This window comes from Corticicoccus populi (genome assembly GCF_042686195.1).
In the GTDB taxonomy this organism is placed as follows: Bacteria; Bacillota; Bacilli; order Staphylococcales; family Salinicoccaceae; genus Corticicoccus; species Corticicoccus populi.
In genome coordinates, this window is the sequence record NZ_JBHUOQ010000004.1 from 500,776 (window position 1) to 516,248 (window position 15,473).

At 34.4% G+C, this 15,473-nt stretch carries 12 protein-coding genes and 1 pseudogene; 4 read left to right on the top strand and 9 right to left on the bottom strand.

Features of this window, described 5'->3' with window-relative positions; translation table 11 throughout:
• The first annotated feature begins 18 nt into the window (after nucleotides 1–18).
• The gene (gene guaA / locus ACFSX4_RS12075; RefSeq protein ID WP_377775198.1) at nucleotides 19–1,563 is read left to right on the top strand and encodes a glutamine-hydrolyzing GMP synthase; all 1,545 of its coding nucleotides are present in this window, start codon (nucleotides 19–21) and stop codon (nucleotides 1,561–1,563) included.
• Between the two features lie 219 nt (nucleotides 1,564–1,782).
• Here the strand turns inward: guaA and ACFSX4_RS12080 are convergent, their stop codons facing one another.
• The 4 genes and pseudogenes from ACFSX4_RS12080 to ACFSX4_RS12095 form a co-directional block, all read right to left on the bottom strand.
• Nucleotides 1,783–2,604 (bottom strand): DUF3644 domain-containing protein, encoded by an 822-nt coding sequence (locus tag ACFSX4_RS12080; protein ID WP_377775397.1) that lies wholly within the window; start codon nucleotides 2,602–2,604, stop codon nucleotides 1,783–1,785.
• Nucleotides 2,601–3,064, bottom strand: a pseudogene (locus ACFSX4_RS12085) (recombinase family protein); the annotation flags it as partial. The pseudogene ACFSX4_RS12085 and the gene ACFSX4_RS12080, both read right to left, overlap by 4 nt.
• A 201-nt stretch (nucleotides 3,065–3,265) precedes the next feature.
• Entirely contained in the window at nucleotides 3,266–3,757 is a 492-nt protein-coding gene (locus ACFSX4_RS12090) for a helix-turn-helix domain-containing protein (protein ID WP_377775200.1), read from the bottom strand.
• Nucleotides 3,758–3,997: 240 nt separating this feature from the next.
• Complete coding sequence (locus tag ACFSX4_RS12095) at nucleotides 3,998–7,858, bottom strand: KAP family P-loop NTPase fold protein (protein ID WP_377775202.1); 3,861 nt, start codon at nucleotides 7,856–7,858, stop codon at nucleotides 3,998–4,000.
• Nucleotides 7,859–8,458: 600 nt separating this feature from the next.
• Here ACFSX4_RS12095 and ACFSX4_RS12100 point away from each other — a divergent pair.
• The 3 genes from ACFSX4_RS12100 to ACFSX4_RS12110 all read left to right on the top strand — a co-directional run bounded on the left by ACFSX4_RS12100 (nucleotide 8,459) and on the right by ACFSX4_RS12110 (nucleotide 9,911).
• Nucleotides 8,459–8,779, top strand: a complete 321-nt coding sequence (locus ACFSX4_RS12100; protein WP_377775204.1) for an ArsR/SmtB family transcription factor — start codon at nucleotides 8,459–8,461, stop codon at nucleotides 8,777–8,779.
• Between the two features lie 92 nt (nucleotides 8,780–8,871).
• Nucleotides 8,872–9,756 (top strand): permease, encoded by an 885-nt coding sequence (locus tag ACFSX4_RS12105; protein WP_377775206.1) that lies wholly within the window; start codon nucleotides 8,872–8,874, stop codon nucleotides 9,754–9,756.
• A 35-nt stretch (nucleotides 9,757–9,791) separates the two neighbouring features.
• Nucleotides 9,792–9,911, top strand: a complete 120-nt coding sequence (locus ACFSX4_RS12110) for an alcohol dehydrogenase (protein WP_377775208.1) — start codon at nucleotides 9,792–9,794, stop codon at nucleotides 9,909–9,911.
• A gap of 53 nt (nucleotides 9,912–9,964) precedes the next feature.
• Here ACFSX4_RS12110 and arsB read toward each other — a convergent pair whose 3' ends face one another.
• Genes arsB through arsD form a run of 5 tightly spaced genes read right to left on the bottom strand, consistent with a single transcriptional unit; the run spans nucleotide 9,965 to nucleotide 15,289 of the window.
• Nucleotides 9,965–11,254: an arsenite efflux transporter membrane subunit ArsB gene (gene arsB / locus ACFSX4_RS12115; RefSeq protein ID WP_377775210.1), complete on the bottom strand. Its 1,290-nt coding sequence runs from the start codon at nucleotides 11,252–11,254 to the stop codon at nucleotides 9,965–9,967.
• The gene (locus tag ACFSX4_RS12120) at nucleotides 11,254–11,589 is read right to left on the bottom strand and encodes an ArsR/SmtB family transcription factor (RefSeq protein WP_377775399.1); all 336 of its coding nucleotides are present in this window, start codon (nucleotides 11,587–11,589) and stop codon (nucleotides 11,254–11,256) included. The genes arsB and ACFSX4_RS12120 overlap by 1 nt, the downstream gene beginning before the upstream one ends.
• Nucleotides 11,573–13,231 (bottom strand): FAD-dependent oxidoreductase, encoded by a 1,659-nt coding sequence (locus tag ACFSX4_RS12125; RefSeq protein ID WP_377775212.1) that lies wholly within the window; start codon nucleotides 13,229–13,231, stop codon nucleotides 11,573–11,575. Before ACFSX4_RS12125 ends, ACFSX4_RS12120 begins: the two co-directional genes overlap by 17 nt.
• A 2-nt stretch (nucleotides 13,232–13,233) precedes the next feature.
• The gene (gene arsA / locus ACFSX4_RS12130; RefSeq protein WP_377775214.1) at nucleotides 13,234–14,976 is read right to left on the bottom strand and encodes an arsenical pump-driving ATPase; all 1,743 of its coding nucleotides are present in this window, start codon (nucleotides 14,974–14,976) and stop codon (nucleotides 13,234–13,236) included.
• The gene (gene arsD, locus ACFSX4_RS12135; RefSeq protein ID WP_377775216.1) at nucleotides 14,942–15,289 is read right to left on the bottom strand and encodes an arsenite efflux transporter metallochaperone ArsD; all 348 of its coding nucleotides are present in this window, start codon (nucleotides 15,287–15,289) and stop codon (nucleotides 14,942–14,944) included. The genes arsA and arsD overlap by 35 nt, the downstream gene beginning before the upstream one ends.
• Nucleotides 15,290–15,473: the final 184 nt, after the last annotated feature.

The following is a 15,473-nucleotide window of genomic DNA, read 5'->3' on the forward strand; positions in this document are numbered from 1 at the left end:
AATAGGAGAATTTTATTCATGGAAATGGCAAAAGAACAAGAGCTCATTTTAGTCATTGACTATGGCAGTCAGTACAATCAGTTAATCACACGCCGTGTGCGTGACCTTGGTGTCTACAGTGAACTTCACAACCCAAGTATTTCAATTGAGGAAATAAAAGAATTAAACCCGAAAGGAATCATCCTGTCCGGCGGACCGAAATCCGTTTACGCGGATGATGCTTACAAAGTCAGCGAAGAAATTTTTGACCTCGGAATACCGGTTCTCGGAATCTGCTACGGTATGCAGCTGATTACACATACACTCGGCGGGGAAGTGATTCCTTCCAGCGAAAGAGAATTCGGGCCGACAGATATTCAGGTGGATACATCTGAAGAAATTTTCGAAGGATTGAATGAATTTGAAACTGTACTGATGAGCCACAGTGATAAAGTGACTGAAATCCCTGAAGGATTTAAGCAGATTGCACATACACCATTATGTAAATTTGCAGGGATGAAACATGAATCAAAACCATTCTACGGTGTTCAGTTCCACCCGGAATCCAAACACTCAGTAAACGGCGACCAGTTCCTGAAGAACTTTATCCGCAGTGTGTGTGGATGTACAGGCGAGTGGACGATGGATAACTTTATTGAGATTGAAGTTGAAAAAATCCGTGAACAGGTCGGCGATAAAAAAGTATTGTGTGCGATGAGCGGCGGTGTCGATTCATCTGTCACAGCAGTATTGATGCACCGTGCCATTGGTGATCAGCTGACATGTATCTTCGTTGACCATGGTCTTCTTCGTAAAGGTGAAGGCGACATGGTAATGGAGCAGTTTGGTGAAGGCTTTAACATGAATATTATCAGAGTGGATGCAAAAGACCGTTTCCTATCTAAGTTATCAGGCGTTTCCGACCCTGAGAAAAAACGTAAAATCATCGGTAATGAATTTATCTATGTATTTGATGACGAAGCGTCAAAACTGACAGACGTGAAATTCCTTGCGCAGGGAACATTATATACAGATATTATTGAATCCGGTACAGAAACAGCAACAACCATTAAATCCCACCATAACGTGGGCGGACTGCCTGAAGACATGCAGTTCCAGTTAATTGAGCCGTTAAATACTTTATTTAAAGATGAAGTCCGTGAACTCGGAATTGAACTCGGAATTCCAGAACATTTAGTGTGGAGACAGCCATTCCCAGGGCCGGGGCTCGGCATCCGTATTTTAGGTGAAATTACAGAAGAGAAATTAGAAATCGTACGTGAAAGTGACTTTATCCTGAGAGATGAAGTGAGAAAAGCAGGACTCGAAAGAGAAATCTGGCAGTACTTCACAGTACTCCCTGACATCCGTTCCGTCGGTGTAATGGGAGACTACAGAACATATGACTACACAATCGGTATCCGTGCAGTCACAAGCATCGACGGCATGACCAGCGAATTCGCAAGAATCGACTGGGACGTACTCGAGAAAATTTCTAAACGTATCGTCAATGAGTGCCAGCATATCAACCGCGTAGTCTATGATGTAACGAGCAAGCCCCCGGCGACGATTGAGTGGGAATAACTATATAAAAGAGTAAAACCCTTTAACCATGGTGGTTAGAGGGTTATTTTAATGATGTTAAATCTATAAAAAGGGCAATTTGAGGGCAAATTTAAGTAGGTTTTCTTGATAATGTACAGTTAATATTGTATTATTAATTATAAGATAACTTGTGATGGATAAAGTTGGGTTCCCATATGGGAGTAGGGCAAATGCCTGAGAATTCCTTTGCTCCTGGGGTTATCTTTTTTTATTTGCTTTTTTAATATCTGAAATAATTCTCTCAGGTTTTTTCTTTATTTCTCCTACTATAAAATTTACTGCTTCCAATGAATAACTATATTGAGTACTATTTCCTATTACATGTTCATAGGAGTATTTTGGCTCTTTTTTCATATTATAAAATTTGATGAATTCGTTTAAATCATGAGTGTTGAATTTATCTCGTGATTTTCCTGAGGAATTAGAATGTGAAAATGGGATATTTTGATCTTTAAGTTGTTTATTAATTTCCTCCATCAAATGTTTAAATGAAAATTTATGAGTATTACTAGGGTCACGTAATTCTTTAATAATATTTCCCTTAGCATTTGCATCACGTGTAACAGAGATATTAAAATCAGCATCTTTTTTCTTTTTTGTAATATATAAATTTTGTTGGATGGTTATTGCAAATTTATGATTTGTTTTTTCCGTCGTTATTTCGATATCGTTTCTGTCGATTATTAGTTTCTCCGCTAATTGAGGAGTGTACTTTGCTCGTATTTGTTCATCTGTTAAATCATCTAAATTTACTGATAAAGTCAGGAAGTTTTGTGGTATTGATTCTGTAATATCTACACCATGGAACTCTTGGATTTTATTCGTGAAATTGATTACACAAGCTTGGAAGAGAGGGGCATATACTCTTTCATAATCTTCAGTAATAAAATGAGTACTAGTATTCCTCAAAGATACAATTTTTTCTAAGTTGATTCTAAGCGGATCTTTATTATTTGTGAATATAAGTGCAATACACTTCTCTAATGGGATAGTACGATCAGAAGAATCTTTAAAATAAATAGAGTCACGACCATTTCCTTTTTATCTTTCGGAAATTTAGGCCTTCCTCCCATTCTACCTCTTGATCGATCAGATTCTAAATCCTTTTCGTTCTTTCACTCAATAGATTTGCTTCGAGCTCTGCAAAAGCACTCATCATAGTGAAGAACATCCTCCCCATTGCATCTTTGGTATTGATATTCATATCTATTATTTCCAAATCTATATTCTTTTCATCGAGGTGTTGGGATAATTCTATTAATTGTTTCGTTGTACGTCCTAGCCGATCCAACTTTGTAATTACTAAAGTATCTCCCTCACGGAGATAGTCGAGGCATTTATCAAGCTCTGTTCTTTTATATTTAAGTCCACTCACCTTTTCGGAAAATATTCGCTCACACCCATAGTCATTTAAGAAATCAATTTGACTATTTAAATTCTGATCTCTCGTACTGACTCTGGCATAGCCAATTTTGCTCATAATTTTTCTCCTTATTTCTCTCTTAGTAGGGGGATATGTATTCTATTCTCTAATTAGTACTCATAAGCCTTGGCTGTAGTACAAAAACTCAATAAGTTCATAAAATATTATACAAAGATAATTGTACGGTTTTTTGTACTTACAATCTATAGTGAAATCGACTATATTTCATTCTTATCCAACATTCCAATAAACGGTCGTTTATTGGAATACTAATTTATAGGCTTGTTGATAGCTGACCTCAAACAATTCTGATAGTTCACGGATACTGATTTCATGGGCTTCATGATATTGTGCGATCTTTAATCGTTCTTCATATGTGGTCTTTCTGGATTTCATCATGGATTGCGTCCCTCCAAAGGTAGGCTTGAGTTTCTTGCCTCCAGTATACGCGATAACCCACTTTCTGACCGTCTCATGAGAACGAATATTGTATTTTCTGGCGAGTGCACTATAGTCGATGTCTGTGCTCAGATATTCCGTAGCGACCATTGCTTTGAACCCGGAAGCATACGTATGGTGACACCTTCGGATCTTTAATGCTTCAGGTCCTTTTTCTTGGTACATCAACACCCACTGATTGAGAGTGGTGCGGCTAATATCAAAGTGCTGAACCGTTGTTTTTTGGTTTCCATTCTTTAAATAATATTCAACAATCTGTATCTTCTCTTCAAAACTTCTATGTCGAGCCACAAAAAACCTCCTAAGTTTACAGATTTTTTATTTCATCTGTAAACTTAGGAGGTAGCAGGTCATAGGGGCTTCCTTTAGCTATTTTTTTATTTAGTGTTACTTTCCTTTTCCTCCATTAAATCAAAAGAGAGGGGCGTACCCTCTCTCTTTACCTTATAAATTAATTAGAATGGCAGTTATGCACACTGTATAAAGTGTGTAAAAATAAAGGATTATGTTGAACACCGTCGAATTTTATTGTCAATCTCCACTATTGATCTTCTTTTTTTTAGTTTTACCAAAATGCCTTTTAGATTTTCTCCACCCAAACATATTCTTAACTCTTGTAGCTATCTCAGAAAACCTCTCATCTTCCTCCAAACCAATTAATACTTCTCTAATGAAATGCTTTGCTTTTTCAGCATCTTTTTTTGAGTACATCAACGGGATTAACTTTAGAGTAACAATCGTTTTATTATTTTTTGTCATTAATGAATCTCTGAGTAGAGCTAAATCAATTTGTCTAATATGTGAGTTTTTCTCAGCAATAATATCGAATGCCGTATAAACCCAGTGGTTCAACTCGCCTTCTTTCAATTCATAAATTTTATTCACCCAGCTACCTAGATCCTTGTTATTACTGCTAGTTACAATTGCTTCTACTATTTGCCGTTTATCATCATCTTGAACACTCTCACTTTGCAATTGCTGAATGTACTCTAAATGTGGTTGCTTTTTAAATTTTGCAAGTAATTGTTCAATAAATTGTTGGTAGAAATCTTTTTCCATTCCTTCAATAATTGTGTTTCTTTGCTTTCGGCTAAACTCTAACCATCTATTTACGATAGCTTTTGTATGAGATAAATACGCCAAGTTACTGTGCTTAACAATTAAATCATTAATTTCTGTATCTTTTATAGGCGAGTTGTCATCTATTAAAGGTAACGTTTGATTAATTGTACTAGAGCTTAATTGGTTAATTACTGAAATACTTGTTTGAGGCTTTCCTTCTAATGCAACTTCCTTCCATTCAGACAAAAGACTAGACCAGTCTACGAAATTTCCACATTTTGATAGTTGGACGAAGCTGATGTTTAGATGTTTTTTCCAGTGAGCTCTATGTTGCAAATTCCTTACATCTGGATGATTGGTTGCTATGAGATTTGATTTTTGAAGCAGTGTAGTAATGACATCTTCCAAGAAACTTGAATATTCCTCTTTGTTAGAAGTAGCATAACCTTTTAATACTATAAAATTCTCGAAGTGATCTTGATGTATGTCTAACACATTTTCGCTTGTTTCAATATCAAACCATTTTTTGAAGTACCCTTCTTGCCTACCATATTCATAAATTCTATTTGAGTTTTCGATGAGTGATTTTACTGAATTCACGACTTTAGAGTTCTTATAATCAAATTTCTCCTCTAAAACTTCATATAAATCACCAAGTTCTATCCTTTTTTCATTGTGGTTAATTACCTCTATCAACTTTGTATCTAAAGAGCTTTCGATAAGACTAATAGATTTAATTGACCACTGAGATACTATTGATATATCTTTTAGTAATTCCAGAACATTTAATAGTTTTTCTTCATCTTTTTCCTCATAATAGGACAATAACTTAGATATCTCTTCACTAACTTCATCATTTAATTCACTGAGGTTGTACCTTGCATACTTTGAATTTAGTATTTTAAATACTTCATCTGAAAAATACTTTTCAGTAAACCTTGGGTATCTTCTAATAAAGTTTATTGTTTCAGCTATTTCCTTATCGTTATCTGATTGCTGAACCACTGATTCCCAGTATTCTCCGACACCCTCCAGAAAATTGGCTTTATTGAGATTTTTAAGTATTTTAACCACTAATCTTCTCAGAGTTTTTGCATCGATATGAGTGCCCGTTTTATTATTAACGTCTTGTATCCATTCAACAAAATTAAATCCTGGAGTATATTGATTTAAAGGCTCTTTTTCATCATCCTCTAACTCTTTATTCTTTGCTCTAATTCCATCATTTTGCTTATTAATAGTGATTAATACATCATCTAATATATCCTGCCAATGTAAATATTTCGTCATAGGGTGATCTTCTTCAAGAGTAAATATTAACTTAGGTAATGTAAATTCCTTGTTTATAGTTTCAGCCATTTCAGTATTGTAAGTGAAGATTTGGGATTCTAAGTCCTCAAGATAAAGTGTATCACGAGCACCCGAGTGTTCTATCCATAAGTCAAGTATATGTTCAGTTGGTTGATTTTTAGTTAATGATTCTCCTAAGATTTTTTTGGTCGAATTATCTGACTTCATTGCTTTCATAAACTCGTATATTTTTTTAGGTGAACTATGTTCTGAAAAGTAATCAATGTGTTCTCGAAATTTTTCTTCCCAATATATATTTTGTTGAGTATAGGTACCTGTGACAGGTATTGAAATTAAAGTTGATAATGTATTTCTTTCGTCCATTTCCCCAAATAATTCAGTAGGAACACTATTAAACAATATCCACTTATCTTCTTCACCAGTGTCCTCAAATAAACTACCGAACATTTCAGCATCAGCATTTAATAGACTTTCTTTCATTTCATTTAGTTTAGGAATTGAAGTTATTGGATTCAAAGTTTTATTGGAAAAATATAGATAAGGTCTACTGTCTTTTGGCAACTGGGGAAATACTCTTTTCAAAAATGAGAGTGATACATACTCTCCGATATTAATCTTCTTGCTTTCCTGATTCTTAGTGGTGCTTTCTTCTCGATCTTCATCATCCTCTTTAATTTGATGTGAATTTCTGTCATTTCTATTTATATCTGTATTTTCAATAACTTCTTCTAAATATTTTTCTAAATCCTCACTAGATTCAACATCTTTAAAAAGAAGAGGATTTTCTTGAATGATTTCGTAAAATTTCAAGTAATTAGTTTTAATGACTGTCATTATAGCAATTTTTCTAGGATGAGCCGTGAGTATATCACTTCCACTTGAATTGTCTCTTTTCTCTGCCAAATACCAATCGCTTGCAAAAGCATTCAAGTTCTTTTTGACTTTACGTGGTGTATCAATTTCAGAATGTATTAACGTACTGATAATAGAATGAATATGTTCTTGCACCTTCCCATTGTGATACCAATCAATGTTATTATCTTCTAACAGTTTCATAGCATAAGTTCTCATATTGTTTTTTTCAACCATTGGCATTTTCATTGTCACATCAAAGGTTTTGTTAAGAAACTCAGAAACATCTACTGTCGATTGCCTTGATTCAAAAACATACTCCAATTCATCGCGCAGCACTCTTTCATCGCAGGGTACGATAAATATACATTTATCAGCCTTTAAAAAACTCTTAATTGTATTTAGAGCTGAATATAACTGATTTGGTGGCAACCTATCTAAATCATCAAATACTAAAACTAATTTATCAATTTTTTTTGCTTTAGTATACCTTTGAACTGTAGATTTAAACTCATTCTCAAATTGGTCATCATAAACCATTGGACGCAATGCTGTCTTATTAGCTTTTGTAACAGTAATAGCGGACTTATTAAAGATAGCAGCTGTTGTATAAAATAATATAATCATTGGAAAATTTGTAGTTATCCAATCAACAAAAGGTTGCGCAAACAATATTGAAATTTGTAAGAGGCTAAAAATGGTTACTACTACAGCAACTAAAATGTTGCCTGTGAATGGAGCAATTAATAAAGCGCCAAAGTTATTCCCTTGCATTGTTACGTTGTTTTCCTCAACTGAGTCATTCATTTTTGAGGAAAAATCCTTTTCTGTCTGTTTTTTGGCATCTGATTTTAACTCTTGTTTTACTTGTCTAATGATTCTGCGTTGCAAAGTTGTAGTGTCATCTGAATACTTCCAAACACTAAACTCTTTTATTGCTATTCTTCTTTCTTCTTTTAAAGATTCTGTCAGCAATTTTAAAACCGTCGATTTACCAGAACCCCACTCTCCCATTAAACTTATATGTGTAGGGAAATCATCTTGTTGTTTGATAACTTCTTTTAATGAATGGGCTATTTGGTCATAATTAAACTCATCTTTTACAGTTGGTCTATCATCTAAATATAAGCTTTTCTTATTCTCTTCTGGTGATCTTGGTGATTTCAATATAAGTACCCCCTTTGTCGCTAAAGTATGAATTACATTTTATATGTATTTAGCCATATTACTATATTATCACTTCCACCTTATATTTCAATTTCATCATTTTTTTACAATATTATATTCATCAAAACCCACCATCGTACTTGAAAAACCATGTTCGAAAGCAAGGCTAAAATACATAACACGCAGCAATTCAAAGAAAAAATGTAAGCTTTTTTGCAATATTTCCCTCTTTAATTTTACAATCGGCGTTTATTAAAGCAAACATATAAATAAATTAATTGAACGCTCTAATTCTTAAATCTTGGCTGTTTGTCTTAAAATTTTTAGAGCCATAAAAATGCATAATCTATAATTATAGATGTTTCTTCTTTCTAATTTTCGCTTGATTAGGGTAGACTCTTATCATACAGAAGATGTAACTGCTAAACTTTTAATTTTAAATTTGAACCTTAATTTGCACTAATTTTAGCTGGTATCTTGCACAATATAATGAAAATATATATTTCACATTTAACTTATATATTAAACTTGATTTTCTATATATAAAATATTATGATTAATACATCAAAAAAAATTGATGTATTAAAGAAGGTGAATGAAATGAAGTTAATAGATAATATAAATGAATTTAGTGAAGATATGACACTTGAATTCTATGAGCAGATGTTCAGTGCTTTGGCAGATAAAACACGTTTGAAAATTGTGAATGAAATTAGTAAGAGTTCTGACAAGAGCCTGTGTGTCTGTGATCTTGAAGAAGTATTAGATTTAAAGCAATCTAAAATTTCTTATCATCTTAAAAAACTTGCGGATGCAAATATTCTTATCACAGAAAAGCATGGAACATGGAATTATTACAGTATAAATGAAAAACAAATACAAGTTGTCCTATCAGAAGATACTTGTTGTAAAATTTTATAACGAGTATCTTCTCTTTCTAACTAATACATCAATTATTTTTGATTTATCGAGTGAGTTGCGAGTTCTATTAATGAAAGTGAGGCGCACTATTGATGACAGATTCATTACTTGAATTTATGAAAACATTTTTAATATTATTTTTTGAACTGCTTGCTCTGTTTATTGTAATTAGTTTTATTGTGAGTTTGATTCAACAAACTGTATCAGAAGAGAAAATAAGGAGTATCTTAAATCGCCCGAATAAACCGGTCAGTTATATTTTAGCGACTCTCTTCGGTGCAATTACACCATTTTGTTCGTGTTCAACCATCCCGATTCTAGCAGGTCTTCTGAACTCAAAAGTTCCTTTTGGACCGTCAATGAGTTTTTTGATGGCTTCACCATTAATGAATCCAGTGATGATCTTTGCGTTATGGATTCTGCTAGGCTGGAAGGTAGCTGTGGTTTATTTTATAGTTATTGGTATCTTTAGTGTCCTTGTCGGAGTCATATTCTCCCGTCTTAATTTAGAAGAAACCTATAAAGGTGTAACAATTAAAGGCGAAGGATTTTTTGCTGATGCTAAAGGGTCTAAAGTGAAACAAGCATTAAACGATGCATGGGCATTTTTATATCCTTTACTCCCCTATCTGTTTATCGGTGTATTCATTGGTGCATTCATCTATGGTTTTGTACCGGAAGAATTTGTGACACGTTATGCAAGTGGAGATGGTTTCATATCCGTGGCGATTGCATCCGTGTTAGGTATACCGATGTACATTCGCCCTGAAACAATGATTCCTATCGCAGATGCGCTTGTGACTAAAGGAATGGCTATCGGAACAGTCATTGCTTTGATTATCGGTGGCGCAGGCGCCAGCATTCCCGAGCTTGCGTTATTATCCAAACTATTTAAAAAGAAATTTTTAGTCGCTTTTATAACAGCGATTCTGGTGGTTGCGATTAGCGCAGGAATGATTCTTAATATAGTTATTTAAGATACAGACTTATAATAAAAAAAGGAGGTGGGAAAATGAGTGTGAAAGATTTTGTTAATAAATTAAAGCCTAAAGCACAAAACTGTTGTTCAGTTGAAATTGAAGAAAAAAAAACAGATGAAAAATCTAATAATGATTCTAAGAAAGAAAAATAGTTAAAATAAAAAATCGTGTCGCTTGATAAGCGCACGATTTTTTATTAAATTATTTAATACATTAATAAGGTTAAATAGAGCCCTAATAATGTAATAAAAAGTACAGGTGGCGTAATAATGATACCTATTTTAAAATAGGTTCCCCAAGAAATTTTCATATCTTTTTTGGCTAGGACATGCAGCCATAACAGTGTGGCAAGTGACCCAATAGGTGTAATTTTCGGCCCTAAATCTGAACCGATGACATTAGCATAAATCATTCCGTCTTGAATCAGTTTCGTCACATTTGCATGATCAATTGCAATGGCATTAATCATGACAGTCGGCATATTGTTCATTACTGAAGAGAGAATAGCCGCAATAAAGCCCATCCCCATAACTGAAGCGAACAATCCATATTCAGCAATATCGACTAACACGCTTGCTAAAGTATCAGTTAGACCAACATTTCTCAGTCCAAAGACAACAACATACATACCGAGTGAGAATAAAACAATATTCCATGGTGCACCTTTAATGACTGACTTTGTATTAACAGCCGGAGAACGTTTTGCAAGTATTAAGAAGATGATTGCAATACCGCCTGCAATAAATGACACAGGCACGTTAATAAATTCGCTGATTAAATAGCCAATGAGTAACATTAAAAGCGCAACCCAAGAATATTTAAACATCTTTTGATCTTTAATCGCAGATGCAGGTGCTTTTAATTGGGATTGGTCAATTGTTTTAGGAATTGATTTTCTGAATAATAACCAAAGGACAAGAATACTTGCAACTAATGAGAAAATATTCGGGATAATCATCCGGCTTAAATATTCTAAGAAGCCAATATTAAAGTAATCAGCTGATACAATATTCACTAAGTTACTGACGACCAACGGTAGTGATGTGGTATCAGCGATAAATCCAGTTGCGATTACAAAAGGAAAAATGACCTTTTCTTCTAGTTTTAAATTTCTACCCATAGCAAGAACAATTGGGGTAAGTATCAGTGCCGCCCCATCGTTTGCGAAAAATGCTGCGATAATAGAACCTAATATCGCAATATATATAAACATTTTTAAGCCATTTCCATTTGAAGCCTTAACCATGTGTATGGCAGACCATTCGAAAAAGCCAATTTCATCAAGTATTAATGAAATAAGAATGACTGCCACAAAAGTTAATGTCGCATTCCAAACAATACCGGTCACTTCTATTACATCTCCGAATGAGACGACACCGGTAATGATGGCAAGCAATGCCCCAATCATTGCAGTAATACCTATATCTAAATTTCTAGGTTGCCATATAACAAATATCAATGTAATTAAAAATATACTTAATGCAAGTATCGTCATTATGAGCAGGTTCCTTTCCCGATACTGTCACATATACAAGGCACCGTATCTGAACTTAAAAGCGATAATCTGTTCATTAAACTGTTAACCACTTCTTTATTTAAACTATACATATTTTTAGTACCATCTTTTCGCATTAAAATTAAATTATTTTCTCTAAGTAATTTCATATGATGGCTTAACGTTGGCTGTGAAAAATCAAAGTGCTCCAGAAGGTCACATGCACAGAGTTCGCCACAAGAAAGTAAATCCAATATTTCTAAGCGGTTACTATCGGAAATTACTTTCAAATACTGCGACAGAGTTTGATAACTTACTTTATTCTCTTCTTTTATCAATTAAATTCACATACCTTTGATAGTTTTTATTACCACCTGATAAATTATAGACATCCTTAAAACCAAGATTAATCAGCACATTTTGCGCCGCATTGCCTGTCGTTCCTTTGTTACAATATGTGACGATTGTTTGATCTTTATCTACTTCTTCTGCATAGTCTCTTAGGTTTTTTAGAGGAACATTCACAGCATTTTCAACGTGATTGGCCTCATATTGTTTAGGTGAACGGACATCAATGATGTGGAGGTTCCCTTGCTCTGCTCTCTCTGTGAGTTCTTTAGGTGTGATGATTTTTCTACCTCTTTGAATATTATGACCAATCATTCCAGTGTAGATCACTGGATCTTTTGTAGTAGAGAAAGTTGGTGCATAAGCGAGATCCAGATGGAATAAATCCTCTACTTTCGCCCCAAAGGTAATTGCAGTGGCGAGAACATCAATACGTTTATCGACACCTTCATATCCTATAATCTGAGCACCAATGATTCTGGAATTTCTCTTATCAATAATCGCTTTGATGACCATTTCTTTACCATTCATATACTCAGGCTGATTTGGTTTGATGTTGTGGATGACATCAACATTCATATTTAATCGATTAGTTTCTTTTTCAGTGAGCCCTGTCTGTGCAATTGTCATGTCAAAAATCCGTACAATACCAGTGCCTAAAATTCCTTTATGCTCCAAATCGCCACCAGTGAGATGATCACCTAAGATTCTTCCCATTTTATTAGCTGTTGAGCCGAGGGGTCTATATAAAGGTTGCCCTGAAACAATACTAAAACTTTCTGCAACATCTCCAATAGCATACACATGAGGAATATTGGTTTCTAAGTGTTTATTGACTTGAATTGCACCCGTATCACCGATTTTTACTCCGATTCTTTCAGCCAATGATGTATTGGGCTTAATGCCGACTGCCAATATCACCATATCTGTGTCTATCGTCCGGCCACTTTGCAGAACAATTTGATTGATGGAGTCGTCTCCAACTACATGATCAATTGTATATCCCAAAACGATATTTGCTTTATCCTTAAGGTATTCTTCAATCATATAGCTCATATCAGGATCCAAATTGCTCATAAAGATACTTCTTTGAATCATCGTTGTTTGATATTTAGATAATTGTTCCAACATTTCCAGTCCAATAAATCCGCCACCGATAATTGCAATATGTTCAACACCATTTAATTCAATATATTGATGAATACTTTTAGCATCATTGATGTTTTTGACCTGGAACGTATTTTTGTAATGACTGGAATCTAATTGTGGCAATTCTTTAGGGCTGGAGCCAGTCGCTAGAACAAGTTCATCATAGTCTTGATCAAAGGTCTCATCGTTTAATAAATTCTTAACTAAAATAGTTTTATTATCTTTATCTATGTTCATCACTTCATGCTGTGTATGAATGTTAATATTGAACCGATCTTTGAACCATTTCGCATCTCTCGGTGTCAGTTCATCAATTTCTTCCACTTCGCCACCAATAAAATAAGGAATACCACAAACAGAATACGAAATATCCGTATCTTTATCATAGACAGTAATTTCAACATTTTCATCATTTCTTCTTGCTTTTGCTGCAACACTTGTACCGGCAGCTACCGAACCAATAATTACGATTTTCTTCATTATTATTTCTCCATATATGGGATAAGATGATAGTTCGCATCACTGCGTTTTTTAATCATCAGAATCCACTTTGATTCATCTGTTTTTTTATTGCTGAATAATTTATCCTTCTGATCCAGTGTAACCAGGGATTGATTGATGACCCACCACTTATGTCCAATATCTGCACGTTTTAAATCATCAGCCAATCGGTTTGCCTCATAATATGGTGTAGCTTCAGCTAAAGTAACGATGATCATTTGAGTTAAATTTTTATCTTGAATTTTTGGCAATAGTGTTTTAACAGAGTCAGAAACATTATTCCCTTGTTTCTCTAATTCTTTATGGTAGCTTTCACTTGAATTTAAAAGTAATAAAGTATGTCCCGTTGGTGCTGTATCAACAACTACATAATCTGTTTGATTATTATTTTCCATTACTTCGCTGAATGATTTAAAGAAAGCAATTTCCTCAGTACAAGGCGATCGCAGATCTTCTTCGATATAATCGATATCATCTTGTGTGACATTCGGTCCTAAGGATGATAAAACTTCATTTTTATAATTCTGTAAAGATTCTTCTTCATCGATAAATGAAGTCATCAGATTATCATGATGCTGTGCAGCTGTAATTTCTTTTGTCGGATCCGTTGTGGCGAGATGCACACTATGTCCTTTAGCAGCAAGCGTTTCTGCAAGTAACGTAGCAACACTTGTTTTACCAACACCGCCTTTACCCATTGTAAATAGATAACGGACACTGCTATTTTCAATTTCTTCTATAAGTCCATCAATCGTTGGATGATTTTCTCTTTCAAACGTATCTTCTTCAGTTTCAGTATTATCACTAAAAAGACCAATCAAACCAGGCGTTGAACTATTAATTTTGCCGCTATAGGGAACATGATAAACCTCATTTTCCTTCAGCCAATCAGCAAAACTTTCAATTACATGATCCTGTTCCTTTTTTTTGTATTCCGATATCTCACCATGAACAGATTCGATATAACCATTAATGATAATTTTAAAATGATTGATGGAAAGTTCTCTCAGTTCTTCCTGAGCCCTTTGAAGTTCTTTCATCGGGGATAGTTCAGGACGAGTAACCAGCATCATAGTTGTACTTTTCTCATCACGTAACCGTTCTAAAGCCCTTTGGTACTTCTGACGATTGTCGTCCAGACCTGAAAGTTGCCCGAGACATGAGGCATCATGACTTGTCGTATCCAGATAATCATTCCATGCAGTTGGTAATTCCAACATCCGCAATGTGTGACCCGTCGGTGCCGTATCAAAAATAATATAGTCATATTGTGACTCTATATTTTCATCTGACAGAAAGTGTGTGAATTCATTGAAAGCAGCAACCTCAACAGTACATGAACCACTGAGCTGCTCTTTCATATTCTCTAAAGTCTCTTCAGGTAAGATACCTTCATATGGTTTCACAACATTATTTTTGTAGTCTTGCGCAGCTGTCATTGGATCAAAATTGGCAATAGCTAAATTTTTATAGTCCGGATGTTTGTTGAGCTTATTTGTGAGTTCCATATTAAAGACATCCTGCAGATTACTTGCCGGATCTGTACTGATCAATGCAATGCTGAATCCTTCTTTTGCAAGGTTAAGTGCAAGTGCACACGATACAGTTGTTTTACCGACACCGCCTTTACCTGTGAAAAACAAATATTTCGTGAGTTCGATACTTTTAGTGTTTATTCTCCGCATGTCTCTAACAACATCCATCTCTACTACAGCATCCTCCATTTCTCAACTGATTCACCATGATAATATCATTCACTTCATCTTCAGTCATATACTCGCCTGTTTTCACAATTTCATCATCGATTACTGTAATCGGCAAAACTGCTAATCCTTGTTCTTGAACCTTAGATATAATATTTTTGTTCTCAATGAATTTACTTGGATTGCCACCTAGATTAAATCTTTCTACACTAATATTGTTAGTTTTTAGTAATTCAGCCAGCTGATTCACTTTAATGAGTGTCTCATCAGGAGATGGACCACACACACCTGTAGAGCAACACATTTCTTCTTCATAAAATTTCACTTCCAACATAATGACACGCACCTTATTAATAGATTTAATTTCTTAAACATAGATTAACATCTATATAGATAGTTGTCTATATATTGATTTTAATTTTTTTAATATGTAATATCTCAAAAACGAATGTTTTTGAGACGTTATAAACTCACAGATTTTATGCTTAAATACTAGGATAGATTGTCTCTAAAGATTA